This is a genomic window from Streptococcus mitis (genome assembly GCF_047464035.1).
Taxonomy (GTDB): domain Bacteria; phylum Bacillota; class Bacilli; order Lactobacillales; family Streptococcaceae; genus Streptococcus; species Streptococcus mitis_DX.
Genome location: NZ_JASHCQ010000019.1, coordinates 1 through 20,881 on the forward strand (window position 1 = coordinate 1; position 20,881 = coordinate 20,881).

Here is a 20,881-nt window from a genome sequence, read left to right on the forward strand (position 1 = left end):
CTTGAACACCTTTATTGTATCGCGTTCGGAGTTTTTTTGGTATAACCTTCGACGCGCACCCGCATAGCGGGTGGTTGTTTTGTCTCGCACCTAACGGAGCGAGACGGACTAATAGTCACATAATACAAAACAAGCTGGGATTACACCCTGCATGTCTAACCAAAATCCTTTTTGTCTCACAAATAGGATTTTTTTATAGTCCAAATCCACAAAGTTCTTCATTGTAACAACTTCTCAAAGCTGCAATCTTTTTACTTGCTTTACACCCCAATCCTGTTATAATGAGAGTATAGAAATTTGACTATTTTTGACCATTAAACAGGTCAGGCTAAATAAAGAAATGAGGTAGATGTATGCTTTGTCAAAACTGTAAAATCAATGACTCAACGATTCATCTTTATACCAATCTCAATGGAAAGCAAAAACAAATTGACCTCTGTCAAAACTGCTATAAGATTATCAAGACAGATCCTAACAATAGCCTCTTTAAAGGTATTACGGATCTGAACAATCGTGACTTTGATCCCTTTGGTGATTTCTTCAATGACCTAAACAATTTCAGGCCTTCTAACAATACTCCTCCGACTCCCCCAACCCAATCAGGTGGAGGTTACGGTGGAAATGGCGGTTATGGTTCCCAAAATCGTGGACCTGCTCAAACTCCTCCACCAAGCCAAGAAAAAGGCCTACTGGAAGAATTTGGTATCAACGTAACTGAAATTGCCCGTCGTGGAGATATTGACCCCGTTATTGGGCGCGACGATGAGATTATCCGTGTCATAGAAATTCTCAATCGCAGAACCAAGAATAATCCTGTTCTTATCGGTGAACCAGGTGTCGGAAAAACTGCCGTTGTCGAAGGTCTAGCTCAGAAAATAGTTGATGGAGATGTTCCCCATAAACTACAAGGAAAACAAGTCATCCGTCTGGATGTGGTTAGCTTAGTTCAAGGAACGGGTATCCGTGGACAATTTGAAGAACGCATGCAAAAACTCATGGAAGAAATTCGCAAACGTGAGGACATCATCCTCTTTATCGATGAAATCCATGAAATTGTCGGTGCTGGTTCTGCGGGCGATGGCAATATGGATGCAGGAAATATCCTCAAGCCCGCCCTTGCTCGTGGAGAGCTGCAATTGGTCGGTGCTACTACCCTCAATGAATACCGTATCATTGAAAAAGATGCAGCCCTAGAGCGTCGTATGCAACCTGTTAAAGTGGATGAACCAACAGTGGAGGAAACAATTACTATCCTCAAAGGCATTCAAAAGAAATACGAAGACTACCACCACGTTCAGTATACCGATGCTGCAATTGAAGCAGCTGCAACTCTGTCCAATCGCTACATCCAAGATCGCTTCTTGCCTGACAAGGCCATTGACCTCCTAGATGAAGCTGGTTCTAAGATGAACTTGACCTTGAATTTTGTGGATCCTAAAGTAATCGATCAGCGCTTGATTGAGGCTGAAAATCTTAAATCTCAAGCTACACGAGAAGAAGATTTTGAGAAGGCCGCCTACTTCCGTGACCAGATTGCCAAGTATAAGGAAATGCAAAAGAAAAAGGTCACAGACCAAGATACTCCTATCATTAGTGAGAAAACCATTGAGCACATTATCGAGCAGAAAACCAATATTCCTGTTGGTGATTTAAAAGAGAAAGAACAATCTCAACTCATCCATCTAGCCGAAGACCTCAAGTCTCATGTTATTGGACAAGATGATGCTGTCGATAAGATTGCCAAGGCTATTCGCCGTAATCGTGTCGGTCTCGGTACCCCTAACCGCCCAATCGGAAGTTTCCTTTTCGTTGGGCCAACTGGAGTCGGTAAGACAGAACTTTCCAAACAATTAGCTATCGAACTCTTTGGTTCTGCTGACAGCATGATTCGCTTTGATATGAGTGAATATATGGAAAAACACAGTGTGGCGAAATTAGTCGGTGCCCCTCCAGGTTATGTCGGCTATGACGAGGCTGGGCAATTAACTGAAAAAGTCCGCCGCAATCCCTACTCTCTTATTCTCTTGGATGAAGTAGAGAAAGCCCATCCAGATGTCATGCATATGTTCCTCCAGGTCTTGGACGATGGTCGTTTAACAGATGGACAAGGACGTACCGTTAGCTTCAAGGACGCCATCATCATCATGACTTCAAATGCAGGTACAGGTAAGGCAGAAGCTAGCGTTGGATTTGGTGCTGCTAGAGAAGGACGTACCAACTCTGTTCTTGGTGAACTCGGTAACTTCTTTAGCCCAGAGTTTATGAACCGTTTTGATGGTATTATCGAATTTAAGGCTCTCAGCAAAGATAACCTCCTTCAGATTGTCGAGCTTATGCTTGCAGATGTTAACAAACGTCTTTCTAGCAACAACATTCATTTGGATGTAACCGACAAGGTCAAGGAAAAATTGGTTGACCTTGGTTATGATCCAAAAATGGGAGCACGCCCACTTCGTCGTACTATTCAAGACTATATTGAGGACGCAATCACTGACTACTACCTTGAAAATCCAAGCGAAAAAGACCTCAAGGCAGTGATGACCAGCAAGGGTAACATTCAAATCAAATCTGCCAAAAAAGCTGAAGTAAAGACTTCTGAAAAAGAAGTATAAATCCTATAGAAAAGGAGTAGAAAATGAAAATTTTCTGCTCCTTTTTACTAAAATAACTATAAATTCTTGACAGCTAGGCCTTTGTCCATTAAGATAATAATAAAGATAATAGATAATGAGGAAAATGCAATGGCAAACCCAACTTTCGGAGAAAAAAAAGCGAATACAGACTATGTTTCACGCTATGGCGTATATGCAGTTATACCTGATGCTGAACAAAAACAAATTGTTCTTGTTCAAGCACCCAATGGCGCTTGGTTCCTACCAGGTGGCGAAATTGAAGCTGGTGAGAACCATCAGGAAGCCCTAAAACGTGAATTGATTGAAGAGCTTGGCTTCACAGCTGAAATTGGTGCCTATTACGGACAAGCTGACGAATATTTCTACTCTCGTCATCGTGACACCTACTACTACAATCCTGCCTACCTCTATGAAGCAACTTCTTTCAAAGAAGTGCAAAAGCCACTAGAAGACTTTAATCATATTGCCTGGTTCCCTATTGATGAAGCTATTGAAAATCTCAAACGTGGTAGCCATAAATGGGCAATCCAATCATGGAAAAAACAGCATAAGATTGACTAAATCCAGCCACTTTATTCAAAAAGTGCTATAATAGAATTAGAAAATCGGAGGAAATGTTATGAAGCTAATCAATACGACAAACTCACACTCGCAACTTGTTAAAAGCCAGCTAGAAAGTACCGATGCAACCCTTGTTGAGGTCTATTCTGCAGGGAATACAGATGTTATTTTTACCCAAGCTCCGCTTCACTATGAAATCCTCATCTCAAACAAACACCGCGCTATTCGCGAGTCTGAAATTGAAGCCATTCAAGACTTTTTCTTGAGACGTAAAATTAATAAGGACTCTATTGATGAAGCCAATATCAAGACACTCTACTCAGAGAAATTAATTGGAATTTCAATTCCGACCAAATAAAATCTTGGAGAGATTTGAAAGCTATTGAACCTTATAGCACAGAGTTGGGTTCTAACTTGCTTTTTAAATCATCTCCATTTTTTTATCTTGAAATCCTATCATTCATGGTTTTATGGCTAACAAAGGAGACAAGCATGGGAGACATGATATATCGAGAGGCAAGACTTGAAGAATACGAAAAAATTGGAAAATTATTAGCCAATTCCTTTCTTGACTATCCCTTTTTAACGATTATAACTGATGATTTGAAGAAACCTGACTCCTATCCTGCTTTTGTAGAAACGTTGCAAATTCTGCTTACTAGAGTCTATATTAAGAAGGGAAACTGTTTAGTTGCGGAACAAGATGGAGAATTACTAGCAGTTGCCCTTTTGCAACAAAAGGATTTCTGTATACTATCCTATCTACGAAATGGTGGAACAAACATTTTTCGCTACATTCGACCACAAAATCTCCTTAAATACTTTGACTTTGTAAAACGTTCCAAAAAGCATTTAGAAGAATCTGGAGAGTTTGATTGGTATTTGATGGCCTTAGCTGTCAATGTATCAAATAAAGGGCTAGGAATAGGCAGTACATTTTTGAAACAAGGAATTGAACCCTATGTCAAATCAAAAGGCTGTAAGCGCTTGGGCCTCATAACTAGTACAGCTAGAAATACCTCATTCTACGAAAAAAACAATTATATAGTACTAAACTTTATGGATCTGGAATACGGTTCAAGATCAATTGGTAACTGGGCTTTTTTAAAAACAATGAATAAATAAAAAAGATTTGGTTCTGCTTCTCACAGAACCAAATCTTTTTATTATATTAGAAACGAATTGTTTCACGTGTTTTTTCATATGAAGTGACAAAACGGTTGGTTACACCAGGTTCTGCAACTTCCAAAGCTTGCGAAATCTTATCAAATGAAGCATGGTAATCAAATTCTTTTTCAAAAATTTCTAATGATTCATTAAAGGCTTCTTGAATTCGTTCATCAAATGAGCGATAACGGTTTGAATACTGTAGTAATTGTTCTGTCAACGTTGCATATTGAACAATATTATAGGTTTCTTCTTCAAGTTCTTCCATATCATTTGTCGTAATTTCAAGCATACGGTTCACAGCTTCGATATTGACCTGGGCTTCTTCAAGTTCAGCCATCAACTCCTCTGTATGATTACTTGCTGTGAAGAACAACTGTAAGAAACTCTGAGGAATACCTGGAAGATTGCGTTTTTCCATATATCTCTTAATTGTGTGAAGACGATTAACATAAACATTTGCCTTCTGGCGAGCATTAATATCATCTTTTTCAATCTGAGCAAGACGTTGACTAACCGCAACTTGTTCATCTTCAATTTCCTTCAAAGTCGCTTGTAAGTTTTCCAAACGATCTTCAAGCAATGAATAAGGCTCAGAATATTCCTCTTGTTCAGAAGTTAATTCCAATACAGATTCTTCTAAAGATTCTAACTCAGCTTGTAATCTATGAACATGACTAACATCCGTTTCAGATAGTAGGTAATTGTTACTCAATCGTTGAATATCTTCCACTAAAACAGCATTACTATCTTTCATGTGTTTCAAATATGTAGGAAGGGTTGTAACTAAGCCTTCTACTACTTTTTGAGCAGCGATTTCTCGTGTAAAGATATCATAAAGTGCATTAATCTCTTCTTGGATTTGAGTATTTTCGTACTCTGCATTATCCAATTCTAGTTTCGCAATATTCTCATGATTTTTCTTGAGAGCTTCATAAAGCAGTTGGAAACGCGCTTCAATATCTGTCTCAGAAAAATGATAATTAGCATCTAAAAGCTTACGGTAGCCATCTTCTAAATCTTCCAGTTGATCAGGTAGGTCTTTAGATAATGTTGCTACAATTGCTGGTATACGATCAACAATATGTGTCAAAGCCAAGATATGATTTTCAGCATTATCCAAAATCACAGCAGCTTCTACTGGGTCACCTGACGAATTTAAAGTTACAAACTGAGAAAACTCTGATTGGATATTTTCCAATTGTTTTTCAATTTCAGATAAACCTTGGCCATATTCTTCAGAATGATCAGCAACTCGGTGTTGCAACTCTTCAAACAAGTCCAAGGTATGAAGAACACGTCCACTATTTTTAGACTCTTGTTTCTCCAAATCTGCCAAGGCATTGCGAATTGCCGCAATATCTTCTTCAATCAAGGTAATTTGGCTCTCGATTTGGTCAATTTGATGACTAGCTTTGAAAAAACGGAATGAGTTGTTATAACCTTCTGCCTCGAAAAGATTATTTTCGATATCTGCAAAAGAGTTAAGAGATAGGTCAACCCATTTTTGGTTCCATTCACGGAAAGTCACCTGACTTTGTCCAATCAAGTGCATATTTTTTACAGCTTCAACTTCATCATTAACTGGAAGATTGTACAGTTCTTCTTTTTTATCTTCTAAAATTGCTAGTTTACTTTCATTGCGCTTCCTTACATAGATTGCGATAGCATAAGCAATGACCAATAAAACTGCAACTGCAATTATCAAATAAATTACTAGACTAGCAGACATATTAAACTCCTTTTTTACTTGAAACAATCGTAATGATTATATCATATTTTTTAGACCAAGGGAACTACTTCTCCCGATTTTTTAGACATCAAGTGTACTATAGACAGCATTTTCTTCGATAAACTCACGACGAGGCTCTACTCTATCCCCCATCAACATATCAAAGATTTTATCTGCTTCTGCAGCATCATCCACAGAAACTCTGGCCATCAAGCGATGCTCTGGATCCATGGTTGTTTCCCACAATTGGTGGTCATCCATTTCACCCAGACCTTTATAACGCTGAATGGTTGGTTTGGCACGTCCTTCACTGTGGCGGGCCAAGGCCTCTTGGAGTTTGATTTCTTGATCTGCACCTGGCTGGATGTATTCTTTAATCTCGCTTCCAACCTTGACACCATAGATTGGTGGTTGGGCAATATAAACATAACCAGCTTCTAGGATTGGTTTCATATAACGATAAATCAAGGTCAAAAGAAGGGTACGAATGTGGGCTCCATCGACATCGGCATCGGTCATCAAAACGAGTTTTTGGTAACGGGCTTTCGAAACATCAAATTCTGCTCCAAATCCTGTTCCCATCGCTGTGAAAAGACTACGAATTTCTTCGTTGGCTAGAATTTTATCCATACTTGCCTTTTCAACGTTCAAAATCTTACCGCGGATTGGAAGAATTGCCTGAAATTCACGGTTACGACCCGATTTGGCTGATCCACCCGCTGAGTCTCCTTCGACGATGAAGAGTTCTGTTTCAGCAGGATTGTTAGAAGAACAGTCTGCTAGTTTCCCTGGAAGGTTGGAAATTTCCAAACCAGATTTTTTACGAGTGACTTCACGCGCACGCTTGGCAGCCACACGAGCCTTAGCAGCTAAAATCCCTTTTTCCACGATACGTTTGGCAATTTGAGGATTTTCCATGAGGAAATCGGAGAAGGCATCACTGAAGAGGCGATTGGTAATCTTGACTACTTCGCTGTTTCCCAGTTTTGTCTTAGTTTGTCCTTCAAACTGTGGATTTGGGTGTTTAACTGAGATAACTGCAGTTAATCCTTCGCGAACATCTTCCCCTGTCAGGTTGTCTTCATTGTCTTTTAGTAACTTATTCTTACGAGCATAATCATTGATAACACGTGTCAAGGCGGTACGGAAACCTTGTTCATGCGTTCCACCTTCATGGGTATGAATATTATTGGCGAAACTCATGACATTTTCATGGTAACCCGTTGTGTACTGCATGGCTACTTCAACTGTGATATCATCCATCTCACCATCTGTGTAGATTGGTGTATCAAAGATGACATCCTTGTTCTCGTTGATATATTCAACGTAACTAGCAATCCCACCTTCATAGTGGTAATGCTTAGTTTGTTCTAACCCCTCACGCTTATCTGTGATGGAGATTTGAAGACCACGATTTAGAAAGGCCAACTCTTGAATCCGTTTATTTAATTTATCGAAGTCAAATGTTGTTGTTTCAGTGAAAATTTCTGGATCCGGTGTAAAATGAACTGTTGTTCCCGTTTTATCCGTATCTCCAACCACCTCAAGGTCTGCGACAACATGACCACGACGGTATTCTTGGTAATGAATTTTACCATTTTTGTGGACATGAACGTCTAATTGAGTTGAAAGGGCGTTAACAACTGAGGACCCCACTCCGTGAAGACCACCTGAGACCTTATATCCGCCACCGCCAAACTTTCCTCCAGCGTGAAGAACAGTAAAGACAGTCTCAACGGCAGGTCGACCTGTTTTTTCCTGAATATCGACTGGAATACCACGTCCATCATCAACAACTGTAATCGAATCATCTGGCTCAATAAAGACTTGAATATGGCTAGCAAATCCTGCCAAGGCCTCATCAATTGAGTTATCAACAATTTCCCAGACTAGATGGTGAAGACCTTCTTTTGAGGTCGATCCGATATACATCCCTGGACGCATACGAACAGCCTCTAAGCCCTCTAAAACTTGAATTTGACTGGCATCATAATCTTGTGCCTGCAGATTTTTGATTTCTTCTGTCATCTTTTTCCTTTTTCTTACATGTCTAATACTTGTCTTAAATTCACGATACTAGTAAACAAGTGGGTAGCTAGTCCTGCAGCTTGCCCGGCTTCGATATCAATCGGTCGATCACCAATTACAAGACCAGAGGTAATCTGATACTTTTCTCTTAAATAAATCATGGACTCAGGATCTGGTTTTCTCTTAAAGCCTGAGTTAGAAGTCACCACTTCTGTAAAATAAGCTGCTATAGAGGTTTTTTCTAAAATTTCCAAGACTTGATCATTTCGGTGAGAGACCAAAAAATGACGGCCACCTTGATTTGAGATATCTTTCAATAAATCAGAAACTCCATCAAACAAAATCGGGTGTTCAAGCTCTCTGGCTTCATTTTCCTTGTACTTTTCTAAAAAATTCTCTAAGTTGGGAGCGAATGTCTCAATCGCAAAATCAGTAGAAACCTTTAAAGCCTGATAGACACTGTCATGGTCTTGTGTGATGCCATACAATGCCAATGTTTCAACAAAGGCAGCTGTTGAAGTTTCGTAATTATCTAGTAAAGTTCCACCTAAATCCCAGATATAATCGTGATATTTCATAGCTTTCATTATACCATTTTTTCCTTAAAAAAGCGATGATTTCCCTGAGTTTTCCACATAAAAAAACGAGAGCGTAACTTCTCAAAGTAACTTCCACTTGCCTGACCAAAGTGGAAATTAGTCTAAAACGGATTTTTATGGTGGAATTAAGTGTGAGACGTTTGAGTTAGAAATGAGGCTCACTATGACAAAACATAAACACCTTACCCTTTCAGACCGTAATGATATCCAATTAGGCTTAGAGCGCAGTGAAACCTTCAAAGCTATTGGACAATCCATTCTAAAAGACCCGACTACTGTTTCTAAAGAAGTCAAACGAAACAGACAAATCCGAGAGTCTACATGCCATAACCTTCCTTGCCCTCTACTCGACAAAGCTCCCTTTGTCTGTAACGGCTGCCCTAAAAGAAGACAAAATTGTGGCTATAAGAAGATTTTCTACCTCGCTAAGCAAGCTCAAAAACAGTACGAACAAACTCTTATCGAAGCTCGTGAAGGAACTCCTCTCAATTCCAAGACCTTCTGGGACATGGACAAAGTCATTTCTGATGGTGTTAAAAAGGGCCAACACATCTATCATATCCTCAAAACTCACAACCTTGATGTCAGCTCCTCAACCGTCTATCGACACATCCGAAAAGGATACCTATCTATCGCTCCTATTGACCTAGCCAGAGCCGTTAAATTCAAAGAAAGACGGAAAAGTAAGCTACCTTCCATCCCTAAAGAAGCTAAAAAAGGCCGTTCCTATGAGGATTTCCAAAATTATTTGGCTCTTAAGCAACTGAACTCTTGGCTGGAAATGGACACCGTTATGGGCAGGATGGGAGGTAAAGTCCTACTCACCTTCAACCTGTCTTTCTGTAACTTTATCTTCGCTAGACTTCTGGATAATAAAACTACCCTTGAGGTTACCAAACACCTCTATGACATCAAGAACACTCTTCACCAAGCGGACAAAGATTTCTTCCAACTCTTCCCTGTCATCCTGACAGATAATGGTGGAGAGTTTGCCAGGGTTGATGACATCGAAATGGATGTGCGAGGAGAGAGTAAACTCTTCTTTTGTGACCCTAATCGCTCTGACCAGAAAGGGAGAATTGAGAAAAATCACACGCTGATTCGCGACATTCTACCTAAGGAAACTTCTTTTGACAACTTAACTCAAGAGGACATCAATCTCGTTTGTTCGCATGTCAACAGTGTCAAACGTGCTGCTTTGAATGGAAAGTCAGCCTATGAACTCTTTGCCTTTACTTACGGAGAAGAGATTCCTAAACTTCTAGGTATTTCTAAAATACCTGCAGAAGACGTCTGTCAGTCGTCTAAATTACTCCAACATAAGTTCTAAAAACTAATCTTCAACCCCATTCAAACGTCTCACACTAACTTCCACCATAGCGGAACTTAATCTGAAACGCTTTCAGATGAGGGGATTTTGTGCGCTCTTTTTTCGATTCCTTTCGGCTACAAAATCTATAAAATCAAGCATGTTTAAAACCAGTGGAACTTACCCTGACATGGAATTCCACTGGTTTTTACGATTTTTATCAGACTAACTTCCACTTGGATTAGCGGTGGAACTTAGTTTGGGAATTTAGCAAAAAAACGAGAGTTTGACTCCCGTTTTACTGATTTTTACCAAAGACATCTCGATAGAGCATTCCTGTTCGTAAAGTCTCTGCGTCTCCTCCTAATTGCTCCACCAACTCGTAGGCAAAGGCAAGGGCTGTTGAGGGGCCTCGACTAGTTGTCAATTGACCATCTACCACTACTGTTTCCTTGACGTATTGACCATCAAGGATTTGCTCTTGAATGCCGTCATAACAAGTGTACTGCTTGTTTTTCAATAGCCCTGCTTGATTGAGGGCGATTGGAGCCGCACAAATAGCTGCCAGTTTCTTCCCTTCTTGCTCGAAGCTTTGCAATTCTTGAATTAAGGCCTGATTATCGCGCAAATGTGCAGAACCAGGCATGCCGCCAGGAAGAACAACCATATCATAGTCTGATAAATCACCCTCAAAGACACGATCTGCTCTGACTTGGATTGCATGCGAACCAGTCACTTGCTCTTCAAAACCAACCATATCACAAGTAATATTTGCACGACGCAAGACATCTACAACTGTCAAAGCTTCAATTTCTTCAAAGCCTTGAGCTAACATAACTGCTACTTTTACCATGATTTTCTCCTTATTTGATTTGTTTTAATACAACCTTTTTCCGTTTGAATGGAACTTTTCCGCTCTTTTCTTCAGCTAGATTTGTCTGGTAACTCATCGATAAAAGCAAGCCAACGCCAATCAAGTTACTGATAATAGCTGATCCCCCTTGAGAAATGAAAGGTAAGGGAATCCCAGTCAAAGGAAGCAAACCTGTCACGGCACCGATATTCTCAAAGATATGGAAGAGCAACATCATAATCAAACCTGTGGAAATATAGGTATAGAACTGGTTATTTGATCTAAGAGTAATCTTCAACATACGGTAAATCAGCATGAGATAAAGGGCGATAACAAAAACAGAGCCAATAAAGCCAAAATCTTCTGCGATAACCGTGAAAATCATATCCGACTCTCGAACTGGAATAAGCAGATTAGAAGCATTAAACCCTTGTCCAAATAAGCCACCGCTTCCAATGGCAATCTGTCCTTGAGCCTGTTGGTAAGTGGTTGTTTGGGCAAAGTCAAATGGATTGAGCCAAGCCAAAATACGGTTAATTTGGTAGGTCGGCATTCCCAGTTGATGGAGAAAAGCCCGACCGTCCTTGCTGATAAAAATAGCTAAGAAACCAGCAATTCCTGTTACAGCAGTCACAAATACTGGGATAATAATTTTCCAAGAAACTCCTGATAGCAAGACGATTCCTGAGAAAATGGCTACAAAAACCAAAGCTGTCCCTAAGTCACTTTGAAGTGCCAAAAGAACTAGGACTGGAATAGTAAAGAGAATCATCCAGAAAATCAACAAGAAGTCCAGCGGAACTGTGCGTCTCCATTCCTTATGTTTTTTGGTAAACTGGACAATCACACGAGCCAACATGAGGATATAGGATATCTTCATAAATTCTGACGGCTGGAACAAGGTAACACCATTTACCGATACCCAGTTTTTGGCACCCGTTGATGCAACTAAGCTTGGATTATAAAAGACGATAGGTAAGACCATAAGTCCCAAGCCTAAAATATACAGAAAGGGGGTCACTTTCCAAAGAAATTCTGTATTAAAGAGCATGACGATAAAACCAATCACAAGCCCCAAGGCAATCCAGGCGACCTGCTGCCCTAAAATGGGCAAAATATTGTTGGGATAATCATGACTAACAGCTATATAGATAGCCACCACGCCAATAACCAGTAGAAAAAACACTGGCAATAGCAAACTATAATCGACTCTAGAGTCGAGAGAACGTTTCATATACACTAACCTTATACTTTCATACAATACTATTTATCAAAGTTCATTTAAAAATTTATCAACAGCCTCATCAACTTCGGATCGAGAGACGGTTTTAACGGTCGCTTCTTTTGCTAGAGAAGTCACAATTTGTTTGCCATATCGCTTTCCGACAATTCTCCTATCCAAAATAAGAGTTAAGGAACGTTGGTGTTCGCGTCTCATACTTCTTCCTAAAGCCTGTTTTAAACGAATAATGGCCATTGGCAATTGATAATCATAAAAGGCATTTTTCCCTTCCTGATTCAGTTCCTGATTGATCTTTCTCGTCAAGGGTTCTTGAGGATTTTGGAAAGGTAGTCTTGGTACAACTTGAATCACAAAAGGATGACTTGAAAAATCAACTCCCTCCCAGAAACTTGCTGCACCTAGCAGGATTTGTTGTTCACCTTTTTCAAAGCGTTTCTTAAGCTGATGAACATCCCCATTTTTATACTGGGCCAAGTGGCTAACTGGAAGTAAATCCGATACTGCTAGAAGCATGTCTTTAGCAGTAAAGAGAACTAAAATCGGTTGCTGGAAATCTTGAACATCCATCAGCAGATCAGCTACCTCTTGAGCATAAACTTCTAAGGATGTTTCTGTTACCAGGGGAAAATCTTTGACCAAGACCACTTCTTGATCCTGTTTTTTATGAGCTTCAACCTTGACAAATTTAGCTTCAGGATAACCCAAAAGGTCTGCCAAAGAAACTCTCTGACTAATCTCAAGAGTAGCCGACACTCCCAAGACTTGACATGAATTAGGTACTAAAGAAGATAGGAGAATACGTCCTGATTTCGTAGAAGAAATTTGAATTTTCTTTTGACTCGTTTCAATTGCTTCAAGCCAGTAATCTCTGTCAGCTGTAAAATAGCGAACCAGCTCCTCAAAGCCTTCTACTTCTAATTCTGAAAAATACTGGTGGAGATTGGCAAGAGAATCTAAGATATTTTTCCTAGATTTTCCAGACTGAAATTGTTCAATCAAGTAAAGGCACTCAAAGCGAATACTTTCTAGTATTCGTTGCTGGACCTTATTTTGCTCCTCCAGTAAAGCCTTATCAAGCAAATCGATAATAGACTGGATATCGTAGGTATGTTGAAGCAGATTTTCTAGGGCCAACAAAATTTTTTGAACTTCATCAATAATCAATAAACGGTCGCTGACAAATTCAGGATTATCTTCAAGTCTGGTTACAAGATAGGCATGATTGGTCACTAAGAGCTTGCAAGTCTCTGCTCTTTCTTGACTACGTTTCCAGAAATCTTCCGTCATAAATAAGCTCTTGGACGATAAATTCCCATCATGACGAAGATCTCTTAGAAAATGTTGGTAACGGTAGAGTTGACCAATTTCATCCAAATCCCCGGTTTCTGTCTCTGTCAACCAGACCAAGAGTTGCATTTTAAAGCGTCTAAATAAGCGATTTTCAGCATTTTCCTGCAAGGAACGATAAAAGGCATCCAACTTCAGGTAATTTTGAGGCCCCTTTAAAGAATGAATATCTGTATGGAATACTTCCTTGAGACGTTTACCTTCTTCTTCCATAATTTGATTTTGAAGAATCTTTGTCGGAACACTAAGGACAATCTGACGATTTTCCACTTGGGACAAAGCAGGTAAGAGATAGCCATAGGTTTTCCCAATCCCTGTCGGCGCTTGAATCAGAGAGACAGGCTCATCTTTCAATAGCAAGCCAACCTCTTTAGCAAAATTTTCTTGATTCTCCCTCACTTCAAGGTTCAACAGAGAAATATTCTTAGAAAAATCTTGAGATAGTTTTCGTGGCTCCAGGGGAGCTCCAGTTTTCTTGAAATACAGTCCTTGAACTTCGACCAAGTCTGGAGAACTCAGGATAGATTGGCTGCGATAAATTTCTTCAATAACCAGGTAGGACTCATATAAGAGGGCGTCAGCCATTTCCAGCAAGCGTTCCAAGAGTCCTTTAGGAAGTTGGGCCATCTTTTCTCGTAAAAAAAGAAGTAATTCCGCTGTAGCTTGGGCATCTGAAAGGGCTGTGTGGGCGTGTTTTAAAGGAATTCCTAATTCCTGACACAAAATCGGCAAACTATATTTTTCCAGTTCAGGGAAAAAGACCTGGGCCAATTCGACCGTGTCAACACGAGGATTTCTTAGTTCATAGCCTTCAAAAAATAAATTTTCCGCCAAGAGATTGGCATCAAACTGAACATTATGGGCTACAAAAATCCCATCCTTCACCAAGTCAAAGATTTTTCTGGTAACTTGCGAAAAATCAGGTGCTTGCGCCAGACGTTGGTCTGTCAATCCTGTCAGTTCTTTGATATGAGCATCTAAGGGTTCATGTGGATTGACATCTGTCGTATAGTGATCGACGATTTTTCCGTCCTCAATCACTACAATTCCCACTTGGATAATTTTAGCCTTACTACCTGTGCTAGTTGCCTCTAAATCAACCACAACATAGCGATTACCAATCGTTTTCATTATAAAAAATTATACCAAAAAAAGGGCCATTTGGCACCTGCAAACATAGGATAATTTTCAAACTCGAGAAGGTCACTTTTCTGAAAAATCCCAGTAAACAGAGCATCCTAGCCTACTTATTTTTTGAAAATATTGGAGAATAAGAAAAATTGAGAGAAGAAATGTTTGCATCTTCCTTCTCTCAACTATCCATTTACTTTATTTAACCATGTCAGGATCGTAGTCATAAAATCCTGTGTCAAGGAAACGGTTTTTAGGGTGTAACTTGCGTACTTCCTCATCCAGCAAGAAAGCTTGGTCATGGCTAAAGCTGCCCTCTTGAATCAAGCTACGTGCCTGGATAAAGAGTTTTGCAATCTCAACAAAGTTCTGACCAGGTGTATAGAGACCTTCTAATTTCCAGTGAGTAAAACCATGCTCTACCAATTCTGTCAATTTTGTCATCAAATCAAGGTCATTGTTGGCAAAAATGTGGGTTCCATGATTATCTTCAAAAATGGAATAGTGACTCTCTGGGTCACTTGGCTCAGCCAAGAAGAGATCACGCTTGCGCGTCTTTTCATCATCGATGTGCGTAAAGTTATAGTAATTTTGCAAGAGCGGACGTTTAGAATGATGGATAACGCTAGCTCCGTAAACCAAAACTTCAGCAGGAATTTCCAAAATCTCTGGCATTTTGAAAAGTTCAGCAGATGGAATTTCACGCGCCAAAACAGCCTCAGATGCGCCAGCTTTTTGTCCCCAGAAGTTAATCTGACGACTGCTAGTTACCATGGTTGAAGCATCGTAGATAGTCTTGAAAGAATAGCCATCACGATTGACCACGTAAAAGACACCTGCATCCCCAATCGTAATGTAATCTGTCTTGATTTCTTCCAAGAAATCAAGGAAAGGCTTAATACGATCCATCATATCTTGGTGCATAAGGGCATTGACTGCAACAATTAATTCCTTACCAGCTTCATGAACCAACTCAGCGATTTCACGCAATTGGTCATAACTAAAGGTCGTTGGCAGACGAAGGCCAAAATCTTTCTCACCGACATAGATACGATCTACGCCAACTTCGAGCAGTTGTTTAACTTGTTCAATACTTTCAGCAGTTGCTGTAATGATAATCTTTTCCATAAGGAAAATTATACCATATTTCTCAAAAATCAGCTATTCTTTAAAAATGAAAAGGGACTTTATTCTTTTTGTAACCTTTCTGTAATAATTCCCTGCTAAAAAAATGATAAAATAGTTATGTACTGTTAAGGAGAGAATAATGCCCGTAAGAAAATTACAATCCTATGAGGTAGACTATCAAGAAGAATTAAACCAGCAGGTTCCCCGCTATCAAGATTATACACCTGAAGCGCAATCTGATGCCAATCTCAAGGAAATCCTATTTTTTGTTAATATCGCTGTTTTTTGTATCTGTATTGCTATCTTTAGTTTTATCTTTTTAGCATTAAAATTATCAACTGCTCTTGCATTTGTCGCAGCAATCGGATCCAGCTTACTTGTATTAAAAATTCAACGATCTATTATCAAACGAAAACGTAGAAGATAAATCCAAAATATCGCCCCAACTGGAGCGATATTTTTATTTTTTCTTTTTAGATGGTGTATGGATAGCTATCTTCACTTCAAAGATTGTTCCCTTGGGTTTATTATCTTTAACAGTAATGGTTCCTTTTAAGGCATCTACAATTTGCTTGGCCAGAGATAATCCTAAACCAAAACCACCTTTTTGACGCGTTCTAGCCTTGTCCACTCGATAAAAGCGGTCAAAAATTTTCTTCTTATCTTCTGCGGAGATACCGACTCCATTATCAGAAACAAGTAAATACAGATTGCGATCGGTCGCTGAAATCACAAAATCTATTTCACCATCCTCTTCAGTATATTTGATGGCATTATCAAATAGGATGGTCATCAGTTGTTTTAAAAGAAGTTGATCTGTGACAATCGTTCGATGGATACGATTTTCAAAACGGAAGACACGGTCATTTTCTGAAGCAATCATCTCATAATTTGTGAAAGTCGTATTGAAAAAGCTAGTTGGAACCTCTCCAAGTTCAGGCTTAATCCCATCATCTCTACGAGCTAAATTCAACAAGTTTGTTGTCAAAAAACGCATGTTTCGAACTTCTTCCAAACTCGATGCAATGCTTTCACTCACATCCATAATGGTAGCTTCTGGCTTACGGAAAAGGGTCTCTAAGCGATTTTGCAAAACTGCGAGTGGAGTTCGTAACTCATGACTGGCATTTTCCACAAAGGACTGTTGCTTCTGCATGCTCTCAAGCAGAGGACGAACACTGACTCTAGCTAGATAGAGACTGGCAAGCAAAGACAAAATCCAGAAACTTGCCATCACAATCACAATCAATTGCTCATGCTTTTGACTGGCTTGCTCCAACTGACTGGTATTAATCAAGACAGCTGCATACTTGATATTGGTTGAAACCGAACTGATATTGGTTTCCATCAAAATCATGCGATAGATTTCTTCTTGTCCATAGCTATTAAAAACCTGAATCTGGTAGATATGTCCTAGTTCTTTTTTCTCTAACTTAATCTTATCCAATCCCAAAAATCGGTTTCCAGAAAGAAGCTGGGTAAAATTCTTATCAAAAAGAATAACCTCGGTATTGGAACTGACATTGGGTTTTACTTCAGTCTTGCTAGTATCTGTAGCCGCATTCTCTAAATCTTTAATCTCTTCTGTTGCCCTATTTACTGCCAGCTGGATAACTGCTTGAGGATTTTCACTCAGTCCATGAAGCTTATCATCCACCGAAGTATAGAGACTCGAATGCATGACCTGCAAAATAATCAGAGTCATTGTGGAAAAAATCAGAGTGAAGACACCAAAGTTACGGATAAAATAACTAAAGTCATCCGCATACCATGTTTTTTTTAGTTTACTGAACATCTTTTAAAATATACCCAACACTGCGCAAGGTTTGCAAATTCTCTGCAAAAGTGGTTCCTTTTAATTTCTTACGGACTTTTGAAACATAGACTTCGACAACTGAAATCGTTGTATCACTATCAAATCCCCATAGACGATCAAAAATCTGAGTCTTAGGCAAAATAACATTTTGATTTTGAAGGAAATAAACCAGTAAATCGAACTCTTTCCCCAGTAATTCGACAGGAGTATCTTCAACCTTAACGGTATTGGTTGACAAATTAACCACAATATTTCCATAAGTCAAGGTGTTTTCATTAAATTTACCTGAACGTTTGAGAAGGGCTTGAATCCGCATTTTGAGTTCTTCTAGGTAGAAAGGTTTAGTCAGATAATCATCTGCTCCCAGTTCAAATCCGTGTCCCTTGTCATCCAAGCTTTCCTTGGCGGTCATAATCAGAACTGGTGTCGTAATTCCTTTTTCACGCAATTCTTTCAAGACTTGAAAGCCATTTTTTTCAGGTAACATTAAATCGAGCAAAATCAAGTCATAGACGCCACTTTCAGCTTCGTAGAGACCTTCTTCACCATCAAATACCTGCATGACATCGGCAAAATCGTCTAAAAAGTCAAATACTGAATTTGACAGGCCTAGGTCATCCTCAACTAATAAGATTTTTATCATGAGAAACTCCTCCTTATTAAAACCATTATACCAAATTTGCCTTAAAAAAAACTCAACTCTCTACATTTTACATGAGATAGCTGAGTTTTCTTTTTATTTTAGGCTTATTTATGCGTTTCCGTATTGAAGAACGACTGCTTCCACTGCAGTTTTTTCACGGTTAATCAAGTCAACACGAGCTGCAATTTCCTTGATTCCCATACCGATATTACGGCTAAGAGCAAGGTCAGAAAGTTGCGGTTCAAAGAATTCCTTGTACTCTGCCAAGCGTTGCTGAGTCTTAAATACGTGAGCAGGAAGGATAACAAAGCTATCAAAGCTCATATCTCCACCAAGAGCTGCCTTAATCCAAGCCCAATTTTCACGAGCCCAAGACCATGCTGTTTCCTGAGTTGCCTGATGGCTTAAGAACTGGAAGTACCAAGCAGACAAGTCCTGTGGTTTAACCACAAATTTGTCCTTCCAAGAAGTAATCAAGTTTTGGATATTATCCGCATCTGTACTGTATGCAAGAGCTGCTGCCAACTGACGTTTAAAGACAGCATCTGTTGCGTGAGTATAAGTATCAAGATAAAGTGCTAACAAGTCTTTAGTCTCATGATGTTTCATCTCATTGATCAGAACTTGTGAGCGAATCGCTGCTGGAAGTCCTGCAAGATTCTCCTTGTGAGCCGCGAAGATTTGGCTAGCGACTTGACTAGCTTCTGCATCATTTGAGCGAATCATCATAGAAACAGCCAACTGACGAACCAACTCATCCTCATCTGATTCACCATCTTTAGCTTCAAAACCAAGACGGTCATAGTTGTGACGAGCCAATTTAGCTACCAATGCTTTAAAGGCTGTTTCAGCTTCTGTTCCTTCATCGATAAAGCGCTCAAGAGCAGAAATTACTTGAGAAACAGCTGAAACGACAAGGTAAGATTCTTCTTTAGCAAGTTTATCAAGGACTGGAAGCAAGTCTGCATAAGAAATGTGCCCTGCTTCAGCAAGCAAGCGACGTTCTTGGACGATTTGCAGTTTACTTGTGTTATCAAGCTCAACTAGGTTAGCAAGAACTGCATCCAACAAATCTCCTTGATAGTCGGTAATGTAGTGGGCTGTATTTTCAGTGTTGAGACGAAGTGCTGTTTTGTTTTCAGCAAGAAGAGCTGCGTAGCCTGGAATTTCGATACTTTCAGTTTCAAGTGTATCAGGCAAGCCTTTCCAGTTGCTGTTTAGTGGCACAACCCAGAGACGGTTCTTATCTTCGTGCTCACCGATGAAGAATTGTTTTTGTGAAATCTTCAAGACATCATTTTCAACTTTGACAGTGAGAACTGGATAACCAGGTTGTTCCAACCAAGAATCCATGAAGGCTGCGACATCACGTCCAGACGCTTGACCAAGAGCATCCCAAAGGTCACGACCAATGGTATTGCTGTATTGATGTTTTTCAAAGTAAGCGTGCAAACCTTTAGCGAAATCATCATCTCCTAGCCAACGACGAAGCATGTGCATGAGACGGCTTCCTTTGGCATAGACGATAGCCCCGTCAAAGAGCGTATTGATTTCATCTGGATGTTTCACTTCGACGTGAACAGACTGTACGCCATCAGTCGCGTCACGTTTCAAGGCAGACGGAACACCACCTGTTTGGAAATCTTCAAAGATATTCCAGCTTGGTTCAATAGCATCCACACAGACGTACTCCATCATGTTAGCAAAGCTTTCATTGAGCCAAAGATCATCCCACCATTTCATAGTTACCAGGTTACCAAACCATTGGTGAGCCAATTCATGTGCCACAACCAGAGCAACTTGTTGACGGCTAGCAAAGGTAGAGTTCTCATCTACAACCAAGTAAACTTCACGGTAAGTCACAAGACCCCAGTTTTCCATAGCTCCAGCTGAGAAGTCAGGAAGGGCGATGTGGAGAGATTGAGGGATTGGGTACTTAACTCCATAGTAATCTTCGTAAAACTCGATAGAGCGAACAGCGATGTCCAGTGAAAAATCAAGATTAGATAGTGGGTGGGCTTTGGTTGAATAAACACCTACGAGGGTACCGTTTTTAGTTTTAGCCGTTACACCTTGCAAATCACCTGCTACAAAGGCTAACAAGTAAGAAGACATGCGAGGTGTTGTCTCAAACTTCCAGATACCTGTTTCCTTACGGTTTTCAACATCGATTTCTGGCATGTTAGACAAGGCCAATTCATCTTCTGCTTGGTCAAAACGTAGAGAGAGATCAAAAGTTGCTTTGGCTTCTGGCTCATCCACACATGGGAATGCTTCGCGCGCAAAATGGCTCTCGAACTGAGTAGACAAGACCTCTTTCTTGACTCCATCAACTGTGTAGTATGAAGGATAAATACCTGTCATGTTATCCGTGATTTTTCCTGAAAAGGCAATAACCAAGTCAATTTGACCAGCCTCAGCCAATTCGATATGAAGGGCTTCATTTTCATGGTCAACTGTAAATGGGCGAGCTTCCCCTGCAACTTCTACAGAAATGATTTCCAAATCTTTTTGATGAAGGGAAATACGGTCACTCTGTGCTTGACCAGTAATGGTTACCTTCCCAGAAAAAGTCTTGGTCTCACGACTCAAGTCTAAAAATAAATCATAATGTTCAGGAACAAATTGCTTAATAAAATGTTCAACTGCTTGCATAGTTTTCTCCTATTCTAAGTTTAAGAGCTGCTACTC

The 20,881-nt window shown here is 39.8% G+C and carries 16 protein-coding genes; 6 read left to right on the plus strand and 10 right to left on the minus strand.

The annotated features are described in order from the left end of the window. The first annotated feature begins 353 nt into the window (after positions 1 to 353). The 4 genes from QM818_RS06585 (at position 354) to QM818_RS06600 (ending at position 4,319) form a co-directional block, all read left to right on the plus strand. On the plus strand, positions 354 to 2,612 hold the full coding sequence (locus QM818_RS06585) for an ATP-dependent Clp protease ATP-binding subunit (protein ID WP_000882498.1): 2,259 nt from the start codon (positions 354 to 356) through the stop codon (positions 2,610 to 2,612). A gap of 129 nt (positions 2,613 to 2,741) precedes the next feature. Continuing rightward, on the plus strand, positions 2,742 to 3,194 hold the full coding sequence (locus QM818_RS06590) for an NUDIX hydrolase (protein ID WP_020902950.1): 453 nt from the start codon (positions 2,742 to 2,744) through the stop codon (positions 3,192 to 3,194). 58 nt (positions 3,195 to 3,252) lie between these two features. Then, positions 3,253 to 3,552: a DUF1827 family protein gene (locus tag QM818_RS06595; protein ID WP_033680056.1), complete on the plus strand. Its 300-nt coding sequence runs from the start codon at positions 3,253 to 3,255 to the stop codon at positions 3,550 to 3,552. 134 nt (positions 3,553 to 3,686) lie between these two features. Next, complete coding sequence (locus QM818_RS06600; RefSeq protein ID WP_261081419.1) at positions 3,687 to 4,319, plus strand: GNAT family N-acetyltransferase; 633 nt, start codon at positions 3,687 to 3,689, stop codon at positions 4,317 to 4,319. 46 nt (positions 4,320 to 4,365) lie between these two features. On the opposite strand, the gene ezrA is transcribed toward QM818_RS06600, so the two are convergent. The 3 genes from ezrA to QM818_RS06615 all read right to left on the minus strand — a co-directional run bounded on the left by ezrA (position 4,366) and on the right by QM818_RS06615 (position 8,699). After that, positions 4,366 to 6,093 (minus strand): septation ring formation regulator EzrA, encoded by a 1,728-nt coding sequence (gene ezrA / locus QM818_RS06605; protein ID WP_261081418.1) that lies wholly within the window; start codon positions 6,091 to 6,093, stop codon positions 4,366 to 4,368. A gap of 81 nt (positions 6,094 to 6,174) precedes the next feature. Beyond that, entirely contained in the window at positions 6,175 to 8,121 is a 1,947-nt protein-coding gene (gene gyrB, locus QM818_RS06610; RefSeq protein ID WP_000134040.1) for a DNA topoisomerase (ATP-hydrolyzing) subunit B, read from the minus strand. 14 nt (positions 8,122 to 8,135) lie between these two features. Beyond that, complete coding sequence (locus QM818_RS06615; protein ID WP_070527877.1) at positions 8,136 to 8,699, minus strand: HAD family hydrolase; 564 nt, start codon at positions 8,697 to 8,699, stop codon at positions 8,136 to 8,138. 184 nt (positions 8,700 to 8,883) lie between these two features. Here QM818_RS06615 and QM818_RS06620 point away from each other — a divergent pair, with 184 nt between their 5' ends. Beyond that, positions 8,884 to 10,050 (plus strand): IS30 family transposase, encoded by a 1,167-nt coding sequence (locus tag QM818_RS06620; protein WP_143952561.1) that lies wholly within the window; start codon positions 8,884 to 8,886, stop codon positions 10,048 to 10,050. A 277-nt stretch (positions 10,051 to 10,327) separates the two neighbouring features. Here QM818_RS06620 and QM818_RS06625 read toward each other — a convergent pair whose 3' ends face one another. The 4 genes from QM818_RS06625 to QM818_RS06640 all read right to left on the minus strand — a co-directional run bounded on the left by QM818_RS06625 (position 10,328) and on the right by QM818_RS06640 (position 15,731). Further along, positions 10,328 to 10,882, minus strand: a complete 555-nt coding sequence (locus QM818_RS06625) for a DJ-1 family glyoxalase III (protein WP_261031558.1) — start codon at positions 10,880 to 10,882, stop codon at positions 10,328 to 10,330. 10 nt (positions 10,883 to 10,892) lie between these two features. Next, complete coding sequence (locus QM818_RS06630; protein ID WP_414300057.1) at positions 10,893 to 12,116, minus strand: FtsW/RodA/SpoVE family cell cycle protein; 1,224 nt, start codon at positions 12,114 to 12,116, stop codon at positions 10,893 to 10,895. A 36-nt stretch (positions 12,117 to 12,152) separates the two neighbouring features. Further along, complete coding sequence (locus tag QM818_RS06635) at positions 12,153 to 14,603, minus strand: bifunctional DnaQ family exonuclease/ATP-dependent helicase (protein ID WP_414300058.1); 2,451 nt, start codon at positions 14,601 to 14,603, stop codon at positions 12,153 to 12,155. A 198-nt stretch (positions 14,604 to 14,801) separates the two neighbouring features. Continuing rightward, complete coding sequence (locus tag QM818_RS06640; protein WP_261031571.1) at positions 14,802 to 15,731, minus strand: peptidase U32 family protein; 930 nt, start codon at positions 15,729 to 15,731, stop codon at positions 14,802 to 14,804. Positions 15,732 to 15,870: 139 nt separating this feature from the next. On the opposite strand from QM818_RS06640, the gene QM818_RS06645 reads away from it, so the two are divergent. Then, complete coding sequence (locus QM818_RS06645; RefSeq protein WP_261031576.1) at positions 15,871 to 16,158, plus strand: DUF3270 domain-containing protein; 288 nt, start codon at positions 15,871 to 15,873, stop codon at positions 16,156 to 16,158. A 33-nt stretch (positions 16,159 to 16,191) separates the two neighbouring features. Here QM818_RS06645 and ciaH read toward each other — a convergent pair whose 3' ends face one another. The 3 genes from ciaH to QM818_RS06660 form a co-directional block, all read right to left on the minus strand. After that, complete coding sequence (gene ciaH / locus QM818_RS06650; protein WP_261031579.1) at positions 16,192 to 17,526, minus strand: two-component system sensor histidine kinase CiaH; 1,335 nt, start codon at positions 17,524 to 17,526, stop codon at positions 16,192 to 16,194. Next, on the minus strand, positions 17,516 to 18,190 hold the full coding sequence (ciaR, locus tag QM818_RS06655; RefSeq protein WP_000590639.1) for a two-component system response regulator CiaR: 675 nt from the start codon (positions 18,188 to 18,190) through the stop codon (positions 17,516 to 17,518). Before ciaR ends, ciaH begins: the two co-directional genes overlap by 11 nt. Positions 18,191 to 18,298: 108 nt before the next feature. After that, entirely contained in the window at positions 18,299 to 20,845 is a 2,547-nt protein-coding gene (locus tag QM818_RS06660) for a M1 family metallopeptidase (protein WP_261031582.1), read from the minus strand. Between the last annotated feature and the right edge of the window lie 36 nt (positions 20,846 to 20,881).